The organism is Mycobacterium sp. (genome assembly GCF_052143115.1).
Taxonomy (GTDB): Bacteria; Actinomycetota; Actinomycetes; order Mycobacteriales; family Mycobacteriaceae; genus Mycobacterium.
The window spans coordinates 1-21,670 of sequence record NZ_JBKQTQ010000328.1 but is presented as its reverse complement, the minus strand read 5'-3'; the positions used below and the strand labels follow the sequence as shown (position 1 = coordinate 21,670).

21 protein-coding genes and 2 pseudogenes are annotated in these 21,670 nt (G+C 64.8%); 5 read left to right on the top strand and 18 right to left on the bottom strand.

What is annotated here, in order from left to right:
- Positions 1-295 (bottom strand): annotated as a pseudogene (locus ACLQI9_RS31910) (hypothetical protein); the annotation flags it as partial.
- Positions 296-1,011: 716 nt separating this feature from the next.
- Between ACLQI9_RS31910 and ACLQI9_RS31905 the strand changes: the two are divergent.
- A complete protein-coding gene (locus ACLQI9_RS31905) occupies positions 1,012-1,587 on the top strand; it encodes a hypothetical protein (protein ID WP_442378607.1) in 576 nt (191 codons plus the stop codon).
- Between the two features lie 27 nt (positions 1,588-1,614).
- Here the strand turns inward: ACLQI9_RS31905 and ACLQI9_RS31900 are convergent, their stop codons facing one another.
- From ACLQI9_RS31900 to ACLQI9_RS31870, 7 genes are all read right to left on the bottom strand, one after another.
- Complete coding sequence (locus ACLQI9_RS31900) at positions 1,615-1,926, bottom strand: hypothetical protein (protein ID WP_442378608.1); 312 nt, start codon at positions 1,924-1,926, stop codon at positions 1,615-1,617.
- 167 nt (positions 1,927-2,093) lie between these two features.
- Positions 2,094-3,158 (bottom strand): sulfate/molybdate ABC transporter ATP-binding protein, encoded by a 1,065-nt coding sequence (locus tag ACLQI9_RS31895; protein WP_442378609.1) that lies wholly within the window; start codon positions 3,156-3,158, stop codon positions 2,094-2,096.
- A gap of 128 nt (positions 3,159-3,286) precedes the next feature.
- A complete protein-coding gene (gene cysW, locus ACLQI9_RS31890; RefSeq protein WP_442378610.1) occupies positions 3,287-4,105 on the bottom strand; it encodes a sulfate ABC transporter permease subunit CysW in 819 nt (272 codons plus the stop codon).
- Positions 4,102-4,965 (bottom strand): sulfate ABC transporter permease subunit CysT, encoded by an 864-nt coding sequence (cysT, locus tag ACLQI9_RS31885; protein WP_442378611.1) that lies wholly within the window; start codon positions 4,963-4,965, stop codon positions 4,102-4,104. Before cysT ends, cysW begins: the two co-directional genes overlap by 4 nt.
- Complete coding sequence (locus ACLQI9_RS31880; RefSeq protein WP_442378612.1) at positions 4,962-5,999, bottom strand: sulfate ABC transporter substrate-binding protein; 1,038 nt, start codon at positions 5,997-5,999, stop codon at positions 4,962-4,964. Before ACLQI9_RS31880 ends, cysT begins: the two co-directional genes overlap by 4 nt.
- A 113-nt stretch (positions 6,000-6,112) precedes the next feature.
- The gene (locus ACLQI9_RS31875; RefSeq protein ID WP_442378613.1) at positions 6,113-6,205 is read right to left on the bottom strand and encodes an Ms4533A family Cys-rich leader peptide; all 93 of its coding nucleotides are present in this window, start codon (positions 6,203-6,205) and stop codon (positions 6,113-6,115) included.
- Between the two features lie 141 nt (positions 6,206-6,346).
- Positions 6,347-6,550 carry a hypothetical protein gene (locus tag ACLQI9_RS31870; RefSeq protein ID WP_325682687.1) on the bottom strand — a complete coding sequence of 68 codons (204 nt, stop codon included), beginning with the start codon at positions 6,548-6,550 and terminating at the stop codon, positions 6,347-6,349.
- Between the two features lie 103 nt (positions 6,551-6,653).
- Between ACLQI9_RS31870 and ACLQI9_RS31865 the strand changes: the two are divergent.
- A pseudogene (locus tag ACLQI9_RS31865) lies at positions 6,654-8,656 on the top strand (glycoside hydrolase family 15 protein).
- A 6-nt stretch (positions 8,657-8,662) separates the two neighbouring features.
- Here the strand turns inward: ACLQI9_RS31865 and ACLQI9_RS31860 are convergent.
- On the bottom strand, positions 8,663-9,412 hold the full coding sequence (locus tag ACLQI9_RS31860) for a sensor domain-containing protein (protein ID WP_442378614.1): 750 nt from the start codon (positions 9,410-9,412) through the stop codon (positions 8,663-8,665).
- Between the two features lie 90 nt (positions 9,413-9,502).
- Positions 9,503-11,350 (bottom strand): translation elongation factor 4, encoded by a 1,848-nt coding sequence (lepA, locus tag ACLQI9_RS31855; protein WP_442378633.1) that lies wholly within the window; start codon positions 11,348-11,350, stop codon positions 9,503-9,505.
- Between the two features lie 113 nt (positions 11,351-11,463).
- Between lepA and ACLQI9_RS31850 the strand changes: the two genes are divergently transcribed.
- On the top strand, positions 11,464-12,051 hold the full coding sequence (locus ACLQI9_RS31850) for a type II toxin-antitoxin system PemK/MazF family toxin (RefSeq protein WP_442378615.1): 588 nt from the start codon (positions 11,464-11,466) through the stop codon (positions 12,049-12,051).
- A gap of 30 nt (positions 12,052-12,081) precedes the next feature.
- Here the strand turns inward: ACLQI9_RS31850 and ACLQI9_RS31845 are convergent, their stop codons facing one another.
- From ACLQI9_RS31845 to ACLQI9_RS31825, 5 genes are all read right to left on the bottom strand, one after another.
- Positions 12,082-12,510, bottom strand: coding sequence for a CBS domain-containing protein (locus ACLQI9_RS31845; RefSeq protein ID WP_442378616.1), 429 nt, complete (start codon positions 12,508-12,510; stop codon positions 12,082-12,084).
- A 142-nt stretch (positions 12,511-12,652) separates the two neighbouring features.
- Positions 12,653-13,345 carry a hypothetical protein gene (locus tag ACLQI9_RS31840; RefSeq protein WP_442378617.1) on the bottom strand — a complete coding sequence of 231 codons (693 nt, stop codon included), beginning with the start codon at positions 13,343-13,345 and terminating at the stop codon, positions 12,653-12,655.
- Between the two features lie 17 nt (positions 13,346-13,362).
- Positions 13,363-14,202, bottom strand: a complete 840-nt coding sequence (locus ACLQI9_RS31835) for a transglutaminase family protein (RefSeq protein WP_442378618.1) — start codon at positions 14,200-14,202, stop codon at positions 13,363-13,365.
- Complete coding sequence (locus ACLQI9_RS31830; RefSeq protein WP_442378619.1) at positions 14,202-15,179, bottom strand: alpha-E domain-containing protein; 978 nt, start codon at positions 15,177-15,179, stop codon at positions 14,202-14,204. Before ACLQI9_RS31830 ends, ACLQI9_RS31835 begins: the two co-directional genes overlap by 1 nt.
- A gap of 7 nt (positions 15,180-15,186) precedes the next feature.
- On the bottom strand, positions 15,187-16,890 hold the full coding sequence (locus tag ACLQI9_RS31825; RefSeq protein WP_442378620.1) for a circularly permuted type 2 ATP-grasp protein: 1,704 nt from the start codon (positions 16,888-16,890) through the stop codon (positions 15,187-15,189).
- A 148-nt stretch (positions 16,891-17,038) separates the two neighbouring features.
- Here ACLQI9_RS31825 and rpsT point away from each other — a divergent pair, with 148 nt between their 5' ends.
- Positions 17,039-17,299 carry a 30S ribosomal protein S20 gene (rpsT, locus tag ACLQI9_RS31820; RefSeq protein WP_442378621.1) on the top strand — a complete coding sequence of 87 codons (261 nt, stop codon included), beginning with the start codon at positions 17,039-17,041 and terminating at the stop codon, positions 17,297-17,299.
- Between the two features lie 21 nt (positions 17,300-17,320).
- On the opposite strand, the gene holA is transcribed toward rpsT, so the two are convergent.
- From holA to ACLQI9_RS31805, 3 genes are read right to left on the bottom strand one after another with little or no spacing between them, the layout of a single operon-like run.
- Positions 17,321-18,328: a DNA polymerase III subunit delta gene (gene holA, locus ACLQI9_RS31815; RefSeq protein WP_442378622.1), complete on the bottom strand. Its 1,008-nt coding sequence runs from the start codon at positions 18,326-18,328 to the stop codon at positions 17,321-17,323.
- A gap of 12 nt (positions 18,329-18,340) precedes the next feature.
- The gene (locus ACLQI9_RS31810; protein ID WP_442378623.1) at positions 18,341-19,900 is read right to left on the bottom strand and encodes a ComEC/Rec2 family competence protein; all 1,560 of its coding nucleotides are present in this window, start codon (positions 19,898-19,900) and stop codon (positions 18,341-18,343) included.
- A 5-nt stretch (positions 19,901-19,905) separates the two neighbouring features.
- Entirely contained in the window at positions 19,906-20,730 is an 825-nt protein-coding gene (locus ACLQI9_RS31805; protein WP_442378624.1) for a helix-hairpin-helix domain-containing protein, read from the bottom strand.
- Between the two features lie 222 nt (positions 20,731-20,952).
- Between ACLQI9_RS31805 and ACLQI9_RS31800 the strand changes: the two genes are divergently transcribed.
- Positions 20,953-21,670 (top strand): acyl-CoA dehydrogenase family protein (locus ACLQI9_RS31800; RefSeq protein ID WP_442392792.1); only part of this gene is annotated, 718 nt, incomplete at its 3' end.

Sequence of the window (21,670 nt, the reverse complement as noted above, 5' to 3'; positions counted from 1 at the left end):
GTATCGGAAACCAGTACTCATCGGCGGACCTTCCGAAACGCAGTCCCGAGCCAACCAGGGTGCTCCCGAAGGAAATGTCGGTCAGAAACATGGCACGTGCCCAATCCAGATCAGACAACGGCTCCTTAATCTTGATAGCTTCCTTCAGCCGGCTAACGAGCTGGGCCCAATCATCTAGATTCGACTGGCCCAACACCGGGCACAACAGCTGATAAGTGGGTTGCGCCGTCCCGGCATACTCGTTGAGGGCGAGGACCATGAGCTCACGTTCCTCGTCGGTCAAGTCGATCGCCACGCGCCCAGGATGAGTCACAGCGCTCCAAGCGGACTTTGCATAACACGCTTCCTACTTTCGTTCGATCTTTCTTACTCGGTCGGTTCGAAGGCCGGACCGATTGCGGGTCTAGGTAACCCGATTGCTCCACCTCCACCCACGACAGAGGGACCGGGGCGTATTACTGGTGGCTCAATCGGTGGCGGCTTGAGGGGCGCAACCTGCGCGGGAGCGGGTTCGGGACGAGCCGGCGGTTCAGCGGGGCGCGGTACCGCGGGTGGCCCTTCGACCGGCCTCGTTGGGCCGGCTGGCGGCTCAGTGGGGGCAGTGCGAGGCCCGTCGGCAAGTTGGCCGGGCTTGAACGATGGCTCACGCCAGCCGAACTTCTTGTCAACGAAGTCAGGTCTTTCCTGCAGGTCTGGTTTGAACACCGTTCCACAGTCGGGCGCACTCGGGTCCCGAACAATCATCACATTGTCTTTGGGGTCATAAATAACGGGCGCGCCGTCGCTACTACTGGCCCCGAGCCGCAGTCCTCCGGGGTCACCAATGGATCTCTTCATCTTTCCGTAGATGAAATCGGCGAGCTGATCTCGTGTCATCCCGGGAAAATCAGCGATGTGGTCGGTCCCGGCGTGTCCGTAAGCGATTTTCTGGGCGGCCCTCATTAGTGGGTCACTGCTCCAGCCGCCCGGACGTGGGTCGGGTGCTGGGTTCGGCGCCTCCTTGAAGGTGTGATGGTCGACGAGTTGAACCCGATTTTGCTTGTCGTCGCCAAGGATCACGTCATTGACACCGGGCGACTCGGTGAAAGTGAGATGGTCGATGCCCTTGGTGACGGCGGCGATTTGCGCCGCGGTTTCTTGATCGTTGGCGATCAGTGCGCCTACCCGGTGACCGATGAAGGCGGCGTGGCCTATGGCCTGAGCGCGACGCTGCGCTCGCAACTCGGTCGAACCGCCTTGGGAACGGTCGGTGACCGAATAATCCTCACCGACATCGAAGCCGGCTGCACGCACCTCGCTAACGGCCTCAAGCACTGCCGCTTTGCCCTCTTGCAATTGTTCACCGCCACGGCGGGCGATTCCGGCGGCCTCGTGCAATTGAAAAGCCGCGCCCCGGATCTTGACCATGTCGAAATAGGCGCGCTCCTGGGCGGCGACCGCGGCCTGCCCCTGCCACGACGCACCGCCCGGGGTCGACGCTCCCGCATGGATTTCGGCGAAAACCTCATCCCACAAATTGCCAGTCCGCTCAAAATAGTCGGTAGCCTCGCGCAGATACGTTGTGTCCAAGCTCTGGACGTGCGATAGCGTGAGCAGCGTTGTGGCCGAGGGCAATTAGAGCACCGTCGGTATGTCGAGCGCCTCCAACTGAGCTGCCGAGTTGACTTCGTTCTCGGTGTAGTCGACAGCGGCCGCCGAGAGTTTGGCGGCAGTCGCCTGCACGCGGAACGTGCAGCGGATGTTGGCCGCAGCTACCTCGGCCCGCGCGGCGTTGATCGCCGCTACGCTCGCCAGCGCTGACGACCCCACACCGGTCGGCGCGCGATTGCCCGCGAGCTCTCCTGCTAGGGACTCACATGAGGTGGCTTCCACACGAAGGCCCTCGTCACTAACCTGCAGCTCTTGAGTGCTCTGCGGCGATGCCATGCGCAGAGCCTAGTGCTCATCCCTTTTGCCGCAAGTCACATACCGAACTGGTGCGGCGCGGAAACCCCGTCACGGGCTAGCGGGGAGCCGGGCCCAAACGGCAAGCGAAACGAAATACCTCGGCGGGCGTACTAACAACTTCTCAGGGATTTGAACTACCTATGCCGTCATCCGGTAGGTGTCAGCGTGCCCTCGTCCTTGTCCGCCCCGCCGTCGCTGGGTGCGGGCGCCCCGAGTGCGATGTGCGGTAGCCGGGTGGCGTGCACGTACACGGTGTCCCCCTCCTGCAGGCCCAACGCCTCGGCATCGCCTCGGGTGATCTGAGCTATGAACGGCCCGCCGGTAGCGGCGTTGGTCAACTCGACGCGCACCTCAAAGCCGAGCATCACCAGGCGGTCGATGGTGGCGCGGACTACGCCGGTGGCCTCGGCGGTGCCGTCGTCGGCAGCAATCTTCATGTCGGGACTGCGTCCGACCCGGATGTCATGCGGACGAACGAGATTCCCGTTCAGCGTGGACACCGCGCCCAGAAATGACATCACGAACGAGTTCGCCGGAGTGTCGTAGACGTCGGTCGGGGATCCCACTTGCTCGATGCGACCGTCACGCAGCACGGCAATCCGGTCGGCCACATCGAGCGCCTCGGCCTGGTCGTGGGTGACCAGCACCGTGGTGACATGCACTTCGTCATGCAGGCGGCGCAGCCAGGCTCGCAGATCTTCGCGGACCTTGGCGTCCAGTGCACCGAACGGCTCGTCGAGCAACAGCACTTGCGGGTCGACCGCCAGCGCGCGCGCCAGCGCCATGCGCTGGCGTTGACCGCCGGACAGCTGGCTGGGGTAGCGAGTCTGGAAACCGCTGAGCCCCACCACCTCGAGCAGATTGTCGACCTTCTCACGGATCTCTGCCTTGGGTCGCCGACGAATCTTCAACCCAAAGGCGACATTGTCGCGCACGGTCAGGTGCTTGAACGCGGCGTAATGCTGGAATACAAAACCGATACCGCGCCGCTGTGGCGGCAACCGGGTGACGTCACGGCCGTCGATCGTGATCGTGCCGCTGTCCGGCTGATCGAGCCCTGCGATGGCGCGCAACAGGGTCGACTTGCCCGAACCACTAGGTCCCAGCAATGCCGTCAGTGAGCCGGCGGGCACGTCGAAGTCGACATTGTCCAACGCGACGAAATCACCGTAGCGTTTGTTGGCGCCGCGCACGACGATCGCGTTAGTCATAAGCGCCACTCGCCCCCGCAAGCGGGTGGGGGTACCCCCAGCCGCACAGCGGCGAGGGGGCGTGCCCCCACCTCATCGCTGCCTCCAAAATCGTCGTCGGCGCGAGTCATAAGCGCCACTCCTCCTCATCAGGCCTGCTTGGTGGCTCGTTTACGCCGAGCATCGAAAATCACCTGGACGACGAGAACCACCACGGAGACCGCCATCAGCAGTGTCGAAAGAGCGTAGGCGCCGTACTCGGCGCCGCGGTTGTAGCGGTCAGATACCAGTAGCGTCAACGTCTGGGATTTCCCCGGCAGGTTCGACGACACCATGATGACCGCGCCGTATTCACCGAGGGTACGGGCGATGGTCAACACGATCCCGTAGGTCAGGCCCCATCGGATCGATGGCAGCGTGATCCGCCAAAACGTCTGCCACCAACCGGAACCCAGCGTTGCCGCCGCCTGCTCCTGTTCGGTGCCCAGCTCGTGAAGGACCGGCTCGACCTCGCGGATCACGAAGGGCAGCGTGGCGAAGATGCTGGCGAGCACGATGCCGGGCAACCCGAAGATGATCTTGAACCCGAAGTCTTTCTCGACGAAGCCGAGCAGTCCTCCCGATCCCCATAACACGATCAAGGCCACACCGACGACGACCGGCGAGACCGCGAACGGCAGATCGATGATCGCCTGCAAGACGCCCTTGCCACGGAATCGGTTGCGCGCCAGCATCAATGCCGTCGGGACACCGAAGATCACATTAAGCGGCACCACGATGGCCACCACCAGCAGCGACAAATTCAGTGCCGAAATCGCCGCCGGCGTGCTGACCCAGGCGAAGAATTGGCCGAAACCGGGTGTGAAAGTGCGCCACAAGATCAGCCCAACGGGGACGACGAGCAGCACCAACACATAGGCCAGGGCAAGAAAGCGAATCAGGTAGCGAACCTGCGGCGATAGCGTCATGCCGACAACTCCTCGCGTCTACTCGCACGCGATCCGAGGGTACGCAGAACAAAGAGTACGATGAACGAGATAGCAAGCAGCACAATCGATATCGCGGCAGCACCGGTACGGTCGTCATTTTCGATCAAGGTCCGGATCCACTGTGAGGACACCTCGGTTTTGCCGGGCACCGCCCCACCGATCAGCACCACCGAGCCGAATTCGCCGATGGCCCGCGCAAACGTTAGCCCCGCACCGGTCAACAAAACCGGAGTCAGAGAGGGCAACACGACGGTTGTGAAGATTGTCGCGTTGCCGGCGCCGAGCGACGCGGCGGCCTCCTCGGTCTCGCGGTCAATTTCGAGCAACACCGGCTGGACGGCCCGCACCACGAACGGCAGCGTGACGAACGCCAAAGCCAGGCCAACGCCCCATCCGGTGTGCTGCAAGTGCAGGCCGACGGGGCTGTTGGCCCCGTAGAGAGCCAGCAGTACCAGACTGGCAACAATCGTGGGCAACGCGAATGGCAGATCAATAATGACGTCGACCAGCCGTTTGGCCGGGAAATCGTCGCGTACCAGAACCCATGCGATCAGTAGGCCGAAAATCATGTTGAGGACGGTGACGCCGGCCGAGATGATCAGCGTCACCCGGAAGGACTCGAGCGCGGCATTTGAGGTGACCGCGAGCCAGAACGCCCGCCAGCCGCCACCGACGGATTGCCAGCCGATTGCGGCCAACGGCAGCAGCACGATCACCGAAAGCCACACCATCGCAACACCAAGCCGCAGTGACGTGCCGCCGCCGCGGAAACCCTTGCCGCCCGGCGCGCCACCCCCACGGGTGCCGGCGGTCACCTCCTGTGTTATCGCCGTCGTCATCCGGTGGCCTGTGCGTAGATCTTGGTGATACCGCCGGAGTTTTTGTCGAACAATTGGGCATCGACGATGTCCCAGCCACCGAGGTCAGAGATCGTCCACAGTTTCACCGGCATCGGGAACTGACTCCGGACATCGGCGGCAACGGCCGGGTCGACTGGCCGGAATCCAGCTGCCGCCCAAAGCTTCTGGGCCTGAGCCGTGTACTGGAAGTTTTTGAACGCGGTGGCGGCATCCAGGTGGGGGCTGCTGGTCACCACGGCCACCGGGTTTTCGATCTTGAACGTTTGCGGCGGGTTGAGATGGGTGACCGGTTTGCCTTGGCGCTCCGTGGCGATCGCTTCGTTCTCGTAGCTGATCAGGACGTCACCGCTGCCTTGGACGAACACATCGGTGGCCTCCCGCCCCGATGCGGGGCGCAGTTTGACGTGCTGGCCCACCAGCTTGTTGATGAAGTCAATGCCCGCTTGCGGATCGTGGCCGCCGCCGCTCTTGACGGCGTATGGGGCGAGCAAATTCCATTTCGCAGAGCCTGAGCTCAGCGGGCTGGGCGTGATGACTTCCACGCCGGGCCGCAGCAGGTCGTCCCAGTCCTTGATGTTCTTGGGATTCCCGGGCCGCACCACCAGGGTTACCACCGACCCGAACGGAATGCCTTTGGTGGCGTCTTTGTCCCAGTCCTTGGAAACTTTGCCGGCCTTGACGAGTCGGGTGATGTCGGGCTCGACGGAGAAGTTGACGATGTCGGCGGGCTTGCCGTCGACGACGCCTCGTGACTGGTCACCCGAGGCGCCGTATGAGGTGATCACCTGCACGCCCTTGCCTTCTTGTGAGGCGTTGAATGCTGGAATCACCTTGCTCCAGCCGGGTTCTGGAGCCGAGTAGGCGACCAGCGTGATGCTCGTGTGCGCGTTGGCCGGCCCGCTACCACCGACGACGTCGCTGGCGCCACCCTGACACGCTGCGATAACGCTCGCGGCGACGGTCAACCCGACAACGTGGCACCAACGCGCGGCACCCCTGATGTCGTCGCGCAATGGTCGACCTTTCGGTGGCGGGGTTAACAGACAACCGGTCCCGTCGCTACGGAAAGGCAAGGGTCAATAGTTGGGGGAATTCCACCGACACCTGACCGCGCGCGGGGAGGAAGTCAGCTACAACAGTGCACGTCAGCCACAGCGCAATCGCCCACGGCAATGAGCGCCAAGATATGGCACTCGCTGTTGCCGGACACTGCGTGCATGGCGGAAGCCTAACAGAATTCGCCGAACTCCCAGCTTGGCCGACGCAGGTCAGCGGGTCAGCAGCCAGGCGACTATTACCAGTACCACCAAGATGACCAGCACCAACGTCACCTGTGATCGCGGCATGCCCGGCTTTCTGGTCATCCGGGTTCTTCGTCGCTGTGACGAACGCGCCTCATCAGCCGGATGCCACGGCCCAGCAGGGCGTCCAGCACCACCGCGACGAGGTAGGCCAACGCCAGCACGACCGGCATGACCACGATGGTCTGCAAGACGAACCCCAGCCCCGACAGCCACAACTCGACGCCGTCCCACCAACTGAGGATCCCGTTCACTGGGCTCACCCTATTCCGCGTGGCCAGTGAAGCCAACATGTCGAGATCGTTGTCAACCTGGCCGTGGCCGACGCGGTTGCCGCCGAGCAGCTCGGCGGATCATGATGTCGGCATGGTTCTTCACGCGCAGCCTGCCGATGGGGCCGCGGAGAAGGCCGAATCGGCAACCTTTACCGTCGCCCCGCCGGGGGCATCTCCCTCGGGCGCACCATTGCGCAACCCGTTCCCACCGATCGCAGATTACGCGTTTTTGTCCGACTGTGAGACGACCTGCCTGATCTCGCCGGCGGGGTCGGTCGAATGGCTGTGCGTGCCGCGGCCCGATTCGCCGAGTGTGTTTGGCGCGATCCTGGACCGCAGCGCCGGCCATTTCCGGCTGGGTCCGTATGGCGTATCGGTGCCCTCGGCGCGGCGCTATCTACCCGGCAGCTTGATCATGGAGACCACCTGGCAAACCCACACCGGCTGGGTGATCGTGCGCGACGCGCTGGTGATGGGGCCATGGCATGACATCGACCGACGGTCGCGAACACATCGTCGTACCCCGATGGACTGGGACGCCGAGCACATCCTGCTGCGCATCATCCGTTGCGTCAGTGGAACCGTTGAACTACTGATGAGCTGCGAGCCGGCGTTCGACTACCACCGCGTCAGCGCCACCTGGGAGTACTCGGCCGACGGCTACGGCGAAGCCATTGCCCTGGCCACCAAAGATCCCGAAGCCCATCCGACCCTGCGGTTGACCACCAACCTGCGGATCGGTTTAGAGGGCCGAGAAGCACGGGCGCGCACCAGAATGAAAGAAGGTGACAACGCCTTCGTCGCCCTGAGTTGGTCCAAGCATCCGGCGCCGCAGAACTTTGAAGAGGCCGCCGACAAGATGTGGAATACGGCCGAGTGCTGGCGGCAGTGGATCAATATCGGCAACTTTCCCGACCACCCGTGGCGAGCGTATCTGCAACGCAGCGCTCTCACACTGAAAGGGTTGACGTACTCACCCACCGGCGCGCTGCTGGCTGCCTGCACCACATCGCTTCCCGAAACCCCACAGGGCGAACGCAACTGGGACTACCGGTATGCCTGGGTGCGGGACTCGACATTCGCTTTGTGGGGGCTCTACACCCTGGGGCTCGATCGCGAGGCCGACGATTTCTTCTCGTTCATCGCCGACGTGTCTGGCGGTAACAACGGTGAAAGCCAACCGCTGCAGGTGATGTACGGCGTCGGCGGAGAACGCCGGCTGGTGGAAGAGAACTACTCCACCTGTCCGGCTACGACCATGCCCGCCCGGTGCGCATCGGCAACGGCGCCTATAACCAGAACCAGCACGACATCTGGGGCGCCATCCTCGATTCGTTCTACTTGCACGCCAAGTCGCGCGAACAGATTCCGGACACGCTGTGGCCGGTGCTGAAGAACCAGGTGGAAGAAGCCATCAAGCACTGGCGGGAGCCCGACCGTGGGATCTGGGAGGTGCGCGGGGAACCTCAGCACTTCACGTCGTCGAAGATCATGTGCTGGGTGGCGGTCGATCGCGGAGCGAAACTGGCTGAGCGGCAAGGTGAAAAGAACTACGCACAGCAGTGGCGCGCGGTCGCAGAGGCGATCAAAGCCGAAATCCTGGAAAAGGGCGTGAACTCTCGGGGCGTGTTCACCCAGCGCTACGGCAGCGACGCGCTGGACGCCTCGCTGCTGCAGGTGGTGTTGACTCGCTTCCTGCCGCCGGACGACCCGCGGGTGCGGGCCACTGTGCTGGCGATTGCCGATGAGCTCACCGAACAAGGTCTGGTGCTGCGGTACCGCGTCGAGGAGACCGACGACGGGCTTGTCGGTGAGGAAGGCACATTCACCATCTGCTCGTTTTGGCTGGTATCGGCTTTGGTCGAGATCGGCGAGGTCAGCCGCGCCAAACATCTTTGTGAGCGGCTGCTTTCGTTCGCCAGCCCGCTGCACCTCTACGCCGAGGAGATCGAGCCGCGCACGGGCCGGCATCTGGGAAACTTCCCGCAGGCCTTCACCCATCTGGCGCTGATCAACGCTGTGGTGCACGTGATCCGGGCCGAGGAAGAAGCCGACAGCACCGGAGTCTTTCAGCCCGCCAACGCGCCCGTGTAGGGCCGATCAGCTCAAAGCGCTGACCGTGTCCATCATCGCGTGAGCGATGTCAACGGCGCTGTTGTCCAGGTTGGCCGAACCTGGATCAGACGGGCGTCGATCGCCGAAGAACACCACCTCGACCTCTACGAGGCAGTTCAGCCGGACACCGATGGCACGCGCCTGTGGGGTCGGCTGCAGCGCCGGCATGTTGGGCAATACCGAGGTCGCGGTATTAGTAGCCGCGACAACGGTATTAGTGACGCGGATGTCGCTGACGGAGTTCGTCGTGCTGATCGGGCCGTTTTGTTCCGTTGACGTCGCGCCGTTGCATTGCTGCCACTGCCGTGAGAATTTCGCGAACACCATCTCGGCTTGCGCGGCCGTCGGCAACGTGACCACGCCCTGCATAACGCTGATCACTTGCGCCGGATCACCGTTGTTCCACCACGACTCCGAGGCGACGTCTCTGACCTCGGCTGACTCGTAGACGCTTTTCTGCAGCATCGCCGTGACGCCCAGGCAACTGGCTGGCGGGATCTGACTGTAGAGCTTCTCAGGGCCGCCGAACTCAGGCGGGATGCGGCCGACGAAGGGCTGGCCGAGCATCCGCGACAGTGTGACGTCGTCGAGAGGCACCTGCCTGACGCTTGCCCCGGTGAGAAGTCGCGGCTTCAGATTCGGTGCCGGCGTCGCCGTGCCATCGACAACCGCACCACAGCCCAGGGCCAGCGCGGCGACCACCATTAACGCCGTCGCCGACCCAAACGTCCGCATGACTACTTTGTACCTTGGTCTGCGCGGCGGCGGTGGACAGCGCGGCGACGAAGGCGTCCTGCGGAACGTCAACGCGCTTGTATAGCGCGCTTACTTTTTGGCCTTATCCCCCGCGGCATCGGTTGACAGCGCGGCGACGAAGGCCTCCTGCGGCACGTCGACCCGGCCGATAGTCTTCATCCGCTTCTTGCCTTCCTTCTGCTTCTCCAGCAGTTTGCGCTTGCGGGTGATGTCGCCGCCGTAGCACTTCGACAGCACATCTTTGCGGATCGCGCGAATATTCTCTCGCGCAATGATTTTGGATCCGATCGCCGCCTGCACTGGCACCTCGAACTGCTGACGCGGGATGAGCTCTTTGAGTTTGGTGGTCATCTTGTTGCCGTAGGCCGCGGCACCATCCTTGTGCACGATAGCGCTGAAAGCGTCGACGGCCTCGCCCTGCAGCAGGATGTCAACCTTGACCAGCGCTCCCTCCTGCTCGCCGGCTTCCTCGTAATCGAGGCTTGCGTAGCCGCGAGTGCGCGATTTCAGCGAATCGAAGAAGTCGAAGATGATTTCGCCCAGCGGCATGGTGTAGCGCAATTCGACCCGCTCGGGTGACAGGTAGTCCATCCCGCCGAGTTCGCCGCGCCGCGATTGGCAGAGTTCCATGATGGTGCCGATGAATTCGCTCGGCGCGATGACGGTGGTTTTGACGACGGGCTCGTAGACGGTGGCGATCTTGCCCGACGGCCAGTCCGACGGGTTGGTCACTCGGACCTCTGTCCCGTCGTCCTTCACGACTCGATAGACCACGTTCGGTGCGGTCGAAATCAGGTCGAGGTCGAATTCACGTTCCAGGCGCTCGCGGCTGATCTCCATGTGCAGCAGACCCAGAAACCCGCACCGGAACCCGAAGCCCAGCGCCACCGAAGTCTCCGGTTCGTAGGTGAGCGCCGCGTCGTTGAGCTGCAACCGCTCCAGCGCGTCGCGCAGGTTCGGGTACTCCGAGCCGTCGACGGGATACAGACCCGAGTACACCATCGGTTTGGGTTCGCGGTAGCCGGTCAGGGCTTCGGTGGCGCCGTGGCGTGCGGTCGTGACGGTGTCGCCGACTTTGGACTGGCGGACGTCCTTGACACCGGTGATCAAATAACCGACCTCGCCCACACCGAGGCCGTCGCTGGCCTTCGGTTCAGGCGAGACGATGCCGACCTCGAGAAGTTCGTGTGTCGCGCCGGTTGACATCATCGCGATCTTTTCGCGCGGGGCGATCTTGCCGTCGACCACGCGGACGTAGGTGACCACGCCGCGGTAGATGTCGTAGACGGAGTCGAAAATCATTGCCCGGGTGGGCGCGTCCGGGTCCCCCTTGGGCGGTGGCACTTGCTTGACGACCTCGTCGAGCAGTTCGGGCACGCCTTCGCCGGTCTTGCCGGACACCCGCAGCACTTGGTCGGGCTCACAGCCGATGATGTGCGCGATCTCGGCGGCGTACCGCTCGGGGTCAGCGGCGGGCAGGTCGATCTTGTTGAGCACCGGGATGATGGCCATATCGCGGTCCAGCGCCAGGTACAGGTTGGCCAACGTCTGCGCCTCGATGCCCTGCGCGGCGTCGACCAACAGCACCGCCCCCTCGCAGGCGGCCAGAGCCCGCGACACCTCGTAGGTGAAGTCGACGTGGCCCGGGGTGTCGATCAAGTGCAGGACGTGATCGGTGTCACCCACCCGCCACGGCAGGCGCACATTTTGTGCCTTGATCGTGATCCCGCGTTCGCGCTCGATGTCCATCCGGTCGAGGTACTGAGCGCGCATCGACCTTTCGTCGACGACGCCGGTGAGCTGCAGCATCCGATCGGCCAGCGTGGATTTGCCGTGGTCGATGTGGGCGATGATGCAGAAATTCCGAATCTGCGCCGGCGCGGTGAAGGTTTGGTCGGCGAAACTACTGATGGGAATCTCCTGGTCGACGGCGGCCTAGCGGCGGATGCTTAGGCGCTCTGAGCTGCCTCCAGGGTATCGAGGCAGCGTCGTCGGAACACAATCGCGCCGGGCCGTCTTATGCTGCGAAGATGGCGTCGCAGTGGAGGACGTTGCAGCGGTTTCAGAGAAACCTTGAGAATTTGGTGTTCAACGAGGCACCGAAGCTGATCCGGCAGCTGCAGCAGTCGCCGACTGTGCAACGGGGCATCAAGATCGGTTTGGATGTGATCGTCGGCACGGCGTCCGAACCTCCGCCCGAGATCACCGCCGGTCGCCCGGTCACCAGCATCAGCGCGCCCACCGCGCATCGGGCCCGCAGGCTGGTCTACTCCCCCGACTTGGACGGTCGGGCCGACCCCGGCGAAATCGTGTGGACGTGGGTGACCTACGAGGACGATCCCACCCGCGGCAAGGACCGCCCGGTGCTGGTCGTAGGCCGCGACCAGCACACGCTGCTCGGCCTGATGATGTCCAGCCAGGAGAGATACGCCGCCGACCGGGACTGGGTGGAAATCGGCAGCGGAAGCTGGGATGGCGACGGTAGGCCCAGCTGGGTGCGGCTGGACCGGGTGCTGGACGTCCCCGAAGAGGGGATTCGCCGCGAGGGGGCAATCCTGGAACGCGCGATCTTCGACGTCGTCGCTGCCCGCCTGCGCAGCGAGTACTCCTGGAGCTGAGTTACTCCGCTCCGGTCGAGCTGCTGGCCGTCAGCCCTGGGTGATGTAGGACTGCAGCTGCTCGTGCTCGGCCTCCAGCTCCTCCATCCGCGTTTTCACGACGTCACCGATGCTGACGATGCCGATCAACTTGCCGTCGTCGAGTACCGGTACGTGGCGCACCCGGTGTTCGGTCATCAGCATGCTGAGACTGTCTACCGTGTCGGACTTGCTACAGGTCGAGACCACTGCCGTCATGATTTTCGAAACCGGCTGCGAGAGCACCGCAGCGCCGTGGGCGTGCAGCTGGCGTACGACGTCACGCTCGGAGACGATGCCGACGACACCGTCGGGCCCGACCACCACCATGGCGCCGATATTGTGACCGGCGAGCCCGGCCAGCAGTTCAGTCACCGTCGCGTCAGGGTTGGTCGTCACCACGGAGCCACCCTTGTTTCGCAACACATCTGCAATCCGCATTGAAGCCTCCCACCGATTGTGATCCGGTTCACACCAGGCTACGCGAGATCGGTCATTGTGAAAGCTGCTCGAAAAAATCAGGCCAACGTCCAGGTCACGACCACGGCAGCATGCTCGGCGACGACCTGCACCGGCTGGACGCTCACCCGATAGTGTTGCGCGGCAGCGGGAGCCGTGCGCCGGCCACCACCAGCCACGCCAACGCCGAGACCCGTGCGACGGGCAGGATCGGTCCCAGCACCGGCCAGAACAGCACCAGCGTCGTCAATTCGGACAGCCCGGCGATCGCCAGACCGGCCCAGGCCAGCGGCCGGGGCAACAGCCCGAGGCCGAGGCTGGGCAGCGCCATACCGGCGACAAGCAGGCCCAGCGCCACGATGTGCCCGGCGCCACCAACCAGAAACACCAGGTAATACAGCGCGCGGACCAACGCGCTGTCGCCGCTGACCTCTGGCCGCGACAGTGTCCAGGCCACCAAACCCGTCAGCCCCAACGCGCCGGCCGCCAAGATTCCGCCCGTCAATGCGATCGTCGCTGCCGGCGCGGCGACCCCGAGTTGACGCAACCGGCCGCTGGCCGTTGCCGCGTAGACGGCCAGCGGCACCGACGAGGCGAACACCGCCACGGCGATGACCTGCACCGCCGCCGGTTCGGTACGGACGTACTGCTGGACCGCGGCGACCGGTCCGTAGGGCAGCGGCATCACGCCGCCGAGCGCGACGCCGATCGCCAGACCGCTGAGGAGCAGCCCTATCCAGATCGCGGCGAGGAGCGCCAACGGCGGTCCATGTTGGCGCCGGCCGACTGCTGCTGCATCTCCGGGCGAATCGTTCATAGCGTGAACGATAGGAACTATGCCAACCGGGTGATCTCGACCAGGACGTCCAAGTCGGTCGCGCCCTGTCCGGAATAGATGCCCTTCAGCGGGGACACGTCGGAGTAGTCCCGACCGAAGCCCACACTGATGTACTGCTCGGTGATCTCGCTGTCGTTGGTGGGATCAACGTCCCACCAACTTCCGGTCCATGCCTGGATCCAGGCGTGGCTCTGCCCGTCGACGGTTTTCCCAATCTTCGCGTCACTCTTGGGGTGGTGATAACCCGACACGTAACGCGCGGGAATACCTATGCTGCGCAGCATGATTAGTGATAAATGCACGAAATCTCGGCAGCCGCCTTTGCCCTCGCGCAACGCGTCCAACCCCGACGAATGCACACCGGTGGTGCCGCGAACATAGTCCAGTTCGCTGCGCACCCACTCCCCGGCCGCAACGACGGCTTCGGCGGGTTGGTGATACTTGGCGATCCTCTTGCCAACGGCCGCAATGCGTTTGCTTGCCGGCGTGTATTCGGTGGGGCGAAGCACCTCATCGAATCGGTCGACGATTGATTCGGTGTGCAAGTCGGCCCAGGAGAGTTTTTCGGTCGGCGGTTCCGCTCGGTCGGTCTCCACAACCGACGAGGACGTGACGGTCAACTCGGTGTGCGGCGCATGCAAATCGAATGCCGTCACCGCAGTGCCCCAGTAGTCGATGTACTTGTATGACCGGGTGGCCGGGACAGTTTCGACACGGTTGAGGATGACGTTTTGCCGCGAGTCCGATCGCGGCGTGAGCCGAGCTTCGTTGTAAGAGGCCGTCGCCGGCGACGGATAGGCGTATCCGGTAGCGTGCAGAACGCGCATCCGCCACATCAGTTCTTCCCCTGCCTGGCCGGCAGCGGGTCGCGCTGGCCGGCATCGGACCAGGCGACCCACGGTACAGCGTGAAAATACTGTACCGCCAACGCCTCTCCGACGTCGTAGCACGACTGCTGCAAGCCTGCCAGCCGCATCTCCAGCGATTCGAGCAGCACACCCGGCTGGATGAACTCGAGTTCACTGCGGGCTCGCCCGAGCAGCCGCTGCGCTTCGGAGACGGCGCCGACCCTACTGTGCGGATGGTGCAGCAGTTCGTCGAGGTTGTGCTCAGCCAACTTCAACGAGTAGAAGACCGACCGCGGAAACAGCCGGTCGAGCAGGATGAACTCGACGACCCGATTGGCGTCCAGCACACCGCGATAGGTACGCAGATACGTGTCGTGCGCGCCCGCCGAGCGCAGCACCGTCACCCACGCGGGCGAGGACGCGCTGTCCCCGACTCGCGACAACAACATCCGCACCGTCATGTCCACCCGCTCGATCGCACGACCCAGCATCATGAAGCGATACCCTTCGTCGCGCGACAGCGTCGAGTCGGCCAGCCCGGCGAACATCGCGGCGCGGCCCTCGATGAACGATAAAAACTCGTGCGGTCCAAGGCGTTTGGCGGCACGTTCACGCTCACCCAGAGCGTTGAAGGTGGTATTGAGGCATTCCCAGGTCTCGGTTGACGTCACCTCCCGGGCAGACCTTGCATTTTCCCGGGCCGCTGAAATGGCGTCGACGATGGAACAGCCGCCTGCGGTGTTGCGGCGAAACGCCACCAGGTCGGTCAGCGACCAGACGTCCAACGGGGTGTCCGGCGCCTCAATGTCCAACACGTGCAACAACACTCGGGAGGTGTCGTCAGGATCGACGCTGGAATCCTCCAGTAGTTGGTGCACCGTGACGTCGAGAATGCGCGCCGTGTCGTCGGCGCGCTCGACGTAGCGACCGATCCAGTACAGCGCTTCGGCGTTGCGGGCCAGCATCAGTAGCTCACCGCCTGTTGTTGTTGCTTTGACCCGGCTGCTGTTCCAGCGCCGGGCGCGTCTGCGATTGTTTTTGCTGCTGGGACGACTTTACGGCTTCCGCCTCACCCTTCGACGTCGTGACCGGCGTGGGCAGCGCCCGCACGATCTCCGCGGCACCAAGCTCGCGGTCGGCCACCGAGGCGCGCGGCGCCAGCACCCAGGTGTCCTTGGACCCACCACCCTGGCTGGAGTTGACCACCCGCGATCCCTCTACCAGCGCCACCCGGGTCAGGCCACCGGGCAGCACCCAGACGTCGTCGCCGTCGTTGACCGCGAACGGCCGCAAGTCGACGTAGCGGGGCGCCAGCTTGTCGTCAACCTGCGTCGGGACGGTGGACAGTTGCATCATCGGTTGGGCGATCCACCCCCGGGGGTCGTCGCGGATCTTCTTGCTGATCGCGGCAAGTTCTTTGCCGGAGGCCTCCGGCCCGAAGACGATGCCGTATCCGCCGGACCCCTCGACCGGTTTGATCACCAGTTCGCTGATCCGGTCCAGCACTTCCTCGCGCTCGTCGTCCAGCCAGCATCGGTAGGTGTCCACGTTGGCCAGCAACGGTTTTTCGCCGAGGTAGTACTCGATGATGGTCGGGACGTAGGTGTAGACAAGTTTGTCGTCGCCCACCCCGTTGCCGACGGCGCTGGAGATGACGACGTTGCCCGCACGTGCGGCGTTGAGCAGGCCTGCAACCCCGAGCACCGAGTCCGGGCGGAAGTGCATGGGGTCGAGAAACGCATCGTCGATGCGGCGGTAGATGACGTCGACCTGACGCTCCCCTTCGGTGGTGCGCATGTACACCTGGTTATCGCGGCAGAACAGGTCTCGGCCCTCGACGAGCTCGACACCCATCTGACGGGCCAGCAGCGAATGCTCGAAGTATGCGGAGTTGAACACCCCGGGAGTCAGCACCACGACGGTCGGGTCGGCCTCGTTGGTGGCCGCCGACTTGCGCAAGGCATGCAGCAGGTGCGCGGCGTAGTCATCGACCGTGCGAACCCGGTGAGTGGCGAACAGGTTCGGGAAGACCCGCGCCATCGTGCGCCGGTTCTCCATCACGTAGGACACCCCCGACGGGGAACGCAGGTTGTCCTCCAGAACGCGAAAGCTTCCCTTTTCGTCGCGGATCAGGTCGATGCCGGCGACGTGAATGCGCACGCCGTTGGGCGGCACGATGCCCGCGGCCTGCCGGTAGAAGTGCTCACAGGAGGTCACCAGCCGGCGCGGGATGACTCCGTCGTTCAGGATCTCCTGATCGCCGTAGACGTCGTGGAGGTAGCACTCAAGGGCTTTGACGCGCTGGGTGATGCCGCGCTCTAACCGCGTCCACTCGGCTGCCGAGATCACCCGTGGGACCAGGTCCAGCGGAAACGGCCGCTCCTGACCGGACAGCGAAAACGTGATGCCCTGATCGCTGAAGGCACGGCCGAGCGCCTCGGCGCGCGCCTCAAGGTCGGAAGCATCCGACGGCGCAAGCTCGGCGTAGATGCCCTTGTACGGGCCGCGGATGTTGCCTTGACCATCGAACATCTCATCGAAGGCATCCGCGTAGCTGCCCGCGGTGTTGTACCCGTCGAAGATGCGCTCATAGCGCTTTGGCGGCGGCGATTCGCCACGCGGCTGGCGCCTTGTTTCGACGGGTACGGTTCGAAGGGCCACTGTGCCATGCTGCATCACAAACGCCGTTTCCGCAGGCCAAGAGTCTCCACTTTGGGAGATTGCACCACGGACTGTTACCCTGAGCAGTCGCCGCCTAAGCGTTGGGACGCTGCGGCAAGACCGTGACACCACAAGCCGCTGATATTTGCGAAGGAATTAACGCGTGGCCAACATCAAGTCGCAGCAAAAGCGCAACCGCACCAACGAGCGCGCCCGGCTGCGCAACAAGTCGGTGAAGTCATCGCTTCGCACGGCTGTCCGCGCGTTCCGCGAGGCCGCTGCCGCCGGCGAGAAGGAGAAGGCCGCCGAACTGCTGGTCTCCACCAGCCGCAAGTTGGACAAGGCGGCCAGCAAGGGCGTGATCCACAAGAACCAGGCGGCGAACAAGAAGTCCGCGCTGGCGCACGCCCTCAACAAGATCTGAGTTCAGCGACCGGGGTCGGCCCTACCTAACCGCCCGGCTCTTCCTCGGGCCGTCCCGGCCCGCATCGTCACCGGCCGCTAGCTCGGCGACTTTCCGTACCGCCGCTTCCAGCGCGTAGTTGGCATCGGCGGCCGCACCCTTGACGTCGGCGTTCAGCGCCGCGACCAATCTCATCGCGGTGGCCACCATGTCGCGGGACCAGCGTCGGGCCTGCTTCTGCGCCTTCTGCACCCGCCAGGGCGGCATTCCGACTTCAGCCGCCAGACGGTAGGGGTCACCAGAGAGTGGCCCGACCCGGGCGATGGCGTGCACAGCCTCGGCTAACGCATCGGCCAACACCACCTGCGGCTCGCCACGCATCATCGCCCACCGCAGCGCCTCGACAGCGCCTTCGACATCGCCCACCACAGCCTTGTCGGCGATGTCGTATCCCTTCACCTCGGCCCTGCCACCGTGATAGCGCCGCACCGCGGCGACATCGACGCGGCCATCGGTGTCGGCGACTAATTGTGAACAGGCCGACGCGAGTTCGCGTACATCGGAGCCGACCGCATCCAGCAGCGTGTTGAGCGTGTCGTCGTCGGATTTGACCTTCAGGGAGCGAAATTCGTTGCGGACGAAGTCAAAACGTTCGCTGGCCTTGGTGATCCGCGCGCACGGATGTACCTGCGCGCCCAGCGCGCGCAGCTGACTGGCCAGCGCCTTGGCACGCCCGCCACCTGAATGCACGACCACGAGCTCGGTGCCCGACGGGATGTCCGCGGCGGCATTGGCAATCAATTCCGCGGCTTCTTTGCCTGCCTCACCGGCGGCTTCCAGGACCACCACCCGCTCGTCGGCGAACAGTGACGGGCTCAGCAATTCGGCCAGCTCGTAGACGCCGACTTCGCCGGCTCGCAACCGGCTCACCGGGACATCGTCGGTGCCGGCGCGCTGCCGTGCCGACCGCAGTACCTCCGCGACGGCGCGCTCGACCAGCAGCTCCTCGTCTCCCAGCACGAGGTGCAATGGCGAAACCTGCTGGCTCACCGTTCGATCGTGTCATGTGCGGCCGACAGACCCGCCGGCCCCTACCAGCAGACCCGACAGCGACCAGGCCAACAGCCCGGCGGCTGCGATCGCCATCGCCGTGCGAAACCATCGTCGCCGCCACAACACCGCGGCCAGCAGGGCGGCGACGCCGACCAGCAGGAAACCGGCAACCCCGGACGGTACGGGCACACTGGCGGCGGGGACACCGGCTGCCCAATGCGCGATCCGCAACACCCACCACAGTTCGGGCCCGGTGAACCGGATCAGCAGTTGCGCCCCAGCCGGCCAGAACAGGCATAGTGCGCCCGCCGCGCTGCCCAGCACGGTGATCGGCGCGATCAGCACTGCCACCGCGAGATTGGCCGCCGCGGCGACCAGGCTCACCCGGCCTGAAATGCCGGCGATCAGTGGAGCCGTCACCAACTGCGCAGCGCACGCGACGCACACGGCGTCCGCCAGCGGCTTGGGCCAGCCGGCCGCCACCAGACGCCGCGACCAAATCGGCGCGATGACCACCAGCGCCGCCGTCGCCACCACCGACAGAGCGAGGCCCACGTCGACGGCCAGCTGAGGAGCGGCGACCATCAACACCAGCACAGTGGCAGCGAGAGCCGGAATCGCCTGCCGTCGCCGCGAAGACAACACACCCACCAGCGCGATCGCGCCCATCACCGCCGCGCGCAGCACGCTGGCCGTGGGCTGCACGACGATGACGAATATCACCAGCGCGGCACCGGCCAGCGCCACCGCTGCCCGCGGCCCGATCAGCCGCGATGTGAACAGCACTGCTCCGCACACGATCGTGACGTTGGCACCGGATACCGCCATGAGGTGCGTCAAACCGGCCGCGCGGAATTCTTGGCTGGTCATCATGGTGACCGCCGAAGTGTCGCCGAGCACCAGCGCGGGCAGCATTGCCGCCTGGTCAGCGGGCAGCACGTGACGGGCTGTGGCGGCGAACGCCGCGCGGACTGCGTACGCAGATCGGTGCACCGGCCCGGCGTGACCCATCGTCGGCGCACCGATCGCGTTCACCACAGCCACCGTCAGGTCGCGTCGGGTGGGGCGAGTGATTCTGGCGCGGAAGCGGACAGGCTGACCGACCATCACTGCGCTGAAGTCGCGTGCCGGCGCGAAAACCACCACGCGGCCCGAGATCGTGTCGTCTCCCAGTTGCTGCAACGTGGCACGGAACATCAGCCGGCCGCGGCCCAGCGACAGTGCGCTTTCGGTGGGCGTGACCGCCACCTGCGCTGCGGTTCCGAATGCCGCGGTGATGGGGTGGCGAGCGACCGCGTTGGCGCGTAACTCGATCGCAAACCCGAACCCCGCCCCGACGACACCAACAGCGATCACGCCGATGCCGACGGCCCGCATCCGTGGCCTTTGGTGTCCGGCGCGCCAGAGCAGAACGCCGAACGCGCTGCCCGCCGCACAGACTGACCCGACGACACCGCCTATCGGCCACAAGATTCCCGCCGCAGTGACCGTCCAACTGGCCAATGCGGCCGGCACCAGACGCGCATCCAGCCGCGCCGTCGCGGAGTCGCCACCCGATGGGTGCTGCACCGGTCTTAGACACGAACCAGCCGGCGCAGCTTTTCCAGGCGCGCGGGGCCGATGCCATCCACCTCGGCGAGCTGGTCGACGGTGGTGAACTTGCCGTTGGCATCGCGCCAGGCCACGATGGCGGCCGCCGTCACCGGCCCGACCCCGGGAAGGGCGTCCAACTGCTGCACCGTCGCGGTGTTCAGGTTGACCACCTCAGACCGTGTGGGTTTATCCGGACGAGACGCGCTGCCCGGCGTGCCGGGGGCGGCCGTGCCGGAGCTGACCGAGCTGCCCAACACGGGCGGCTGCCCCTTGATCGGTGCGATCCCGACGACGATCTGCTCGCCGTCGTCGACCTGGCGGGCCATATTGAGCCCGGTGGTGTCGGCACCATCGGTCGTGCCGCCAGCCGCCTTGAGCGCGTCGGCGATCCGCGCGCCGGGCGCCAACGTGACCAAGCCCGGCGTGTGAACCAGGCCCACCACGCTCACCACCACCGGTTGGCTCGGCTGGGCCGTCGCGCTCGGACTCGGGCCGCGGCTCGCCGACGCCACCGGATCGACCGGTGGCAGTTTCGCCGACCTCACCGGTGCGGGCGCATCCCGCATCAGAGTGAAGATGGCGACCAGCACCGCAATGGCGGCGATCGCCGCTAATGCGATGGCGCCGGCGCGGCCCGGGTCGGCACGCACTCTGGCCAGCCAGCCACCATGTTGTCCGGAATCGTCCGGAATCCACCGTGGCAGCAGGGAGTTCGGGTCGGTGTCGGCGTCGGTGTCGTCGGCATCGCTGTCCGGTTGGGCGCCGAGTCGTCGATGCAGTCGCTGGGCGGGCAGTTCTGTGCGCATACGCCGACCGTAGGTCGGTCGACTGCCGCGGCAACGCCGCCGCGGAGCCTGTTGAGACCGGCTGTGGACTAACTGCCGGCTGTGCACAATCGGCTGCGCCGAGCCGTCCGACAATGGTCGGCGGCGGGCGACGGGCGCCGTCAGACCAGCCGCCTGACTGGTTGGTTGGGGATGCGGATAACGTGCAGGGCAGGACCGTCGGATCCAATGAAGGAGACCGCCATGCAACTGGCACTGACGCCGGACGAAGCCGCCTTTCGTGACGAGCTGCGCACCTTCTACACGACAAAGATTCCGGCGGAGTTTCGTGAGAAAACCCGCCTGGGCTTACCACTCGGTCGCGACGACTTCAGCACCAGCCACAAGATCCTCAATGATCACGGGCTGGCGGTGCCCAATTGGCCCGTCGAATGGGGCGGCAAGGACTGGACGCCCGCTCAGCACCAGATCTGGCTGGACGAGATGCAGCTGGCCTGTGTGCCGGAACCACTGAACTTCAACGCAAAGATGGTCGGACCCGTGATCGCCGAGTTCGGCTCCCAGGAGATCAAGCAACGCTTTCTGCCGCCGACGGCCAGCATCGACATCTGGTGGTGCCAAGGGTTCTCCGAGCCGGAAGCCGGCTCGGATTTGGCGTCGCTGCGCACCACCGCCCTGCGTGACGGCGACAGCTATGTGGTCAATGGGCAGAAGACCTGGACGACGTTGGGCCAGTACGCGGACTGGATCTTCTGTCTGGTACGCACCGATCCCCAGGCGCTGAAAAAGCAGGCCGGCATCTCGTTTCTGCTCATCGATTTGGACACCCCGGGAATCACGATGCGGCCGATCAAGTTGATCGACGGCAGCTACGAGGTCAACGAGGTGTTCTTTGAAGACGTCCGCGTACCCGCCGATCAGCTTGTCGGAGAAGAGAATCAGGGCTGGACCTACGCGAAGT